General features: G+C 27.8%; 1 protein-coding gene. It reads left to right on the top strand.

What is annotated here, in order from left to right; all coding sequences use genetic code 11:
- Window positions 1-17: 17 nt before the first annotated feature.
- On the top strand, window positions 18-234 hold a 217-nt coding region (locus ACE01P_RS24520; RefSeq protein ID WP_379701681.1), incomplete at its 3' end, for an outer membrane beta-barrel protein.

Below are 234 nucleotides of genomic sequence, written 5' to 3'. Positions count from 1 at the left end.
TTAAGTAAAAACAATCTATTGAATGGGGATTTAAAGCCAGAATTAAATACAATGATAATCCATCTGTTTACGAATATTATGAAAACAACGATTGGATTATTGATTTTAATTCGACCAATCATTTTGAATACAACGAACAGATTTATGCGGATTACGCGAATTACATATATCATTTAGTAAAATTAAATATTCAGGCTGTTTTAAGAAGTGAATTCACTGCCATCAATATCTATC

Source organism: Flavobacterium sp. HJSW_4, from assembly GCF_042436695.1.
In the GTDB taxonomy this organism is placed as follows: Bacteria; Bacteroidota; Bacteroidia; order Flavobacteriales; family Flavobacteriaceae; genus Flavobacterium.
Note: the sequence above shows the minus strand (reverse complement) of the source record. Positions and strands in the feature narration are given on the sequence as shown.